Below are 501 nucleotides of genomic sequence, written 5' to 3'. Positions count from 1 at the left end.
GATACCGCCCCCGCTTCCCGAGGTGGTCAGGATGCTGTCGGTGACGCTGACCTGCGCGCCAGCCTGGCCATACGCGCCGTTGGCATTGAGATCGGTGGTGCGCGTGTCCAGGCGCAGCAACGCCGCCTGTGGTCCGACCCCGCCGACGGCGCCCTGGACCAGCACGGCGTTGGCGTTCATCCCGTGCGTGGTGATCACCGTGTCTGCTGCCTGCAGCCGCGAGGTCGCGGAAGCCGCCTGGGCTACCAGCACGCCGGTGCTGTTGTTGCCGTAGGTCTCGATACGGGTCGTGGTGCCCAACGCTGAGCCATCGGCCGCCACGTCCAGCCGCAGCGTGCCACCCGTGGAGGACACCTGCGCGCCGTTCGCCCCGGTGGTGCCGGTGGCCACATACGCGGCAGGATCCGTGGTGGCATTGCCGCCGGCATCCACCGGCAGGCCATAGCTGGCGGCGGCAGGATCCGTGCCGAGCTGTACGCCGGTCAGCAGGGCATTGCCTTG

At 70.3% G+C, this 501-nt stretch carries 1 protein-coding gene; it reads right to left on the bottom strand.

Annotated features, from left to right (window positions below):
- Positions 1-501, bottom strand: a 501-nt coding sequence (locus tag AAE045_RS24555; protein ID WP_455549892.1) for a hypothetical protein, incomplete at both ends; no start/stop codon positions are given.

The sequence above is a fragment of the Dryocola clanedunensis genome (assembly GCF_038405435.1).
Taxonomy (GTDB): Bacteria; Pseudomonadota; Gammaproteobacteria; order Enterobacterales; family Enterobacteriaceae; genus Dryocola; species Dryocola clanedunensis_A.
Note: the sequence above shows the minus strand (reverse complement) of the source record. Positions and strands in the feature narration are given on the sequence as shown.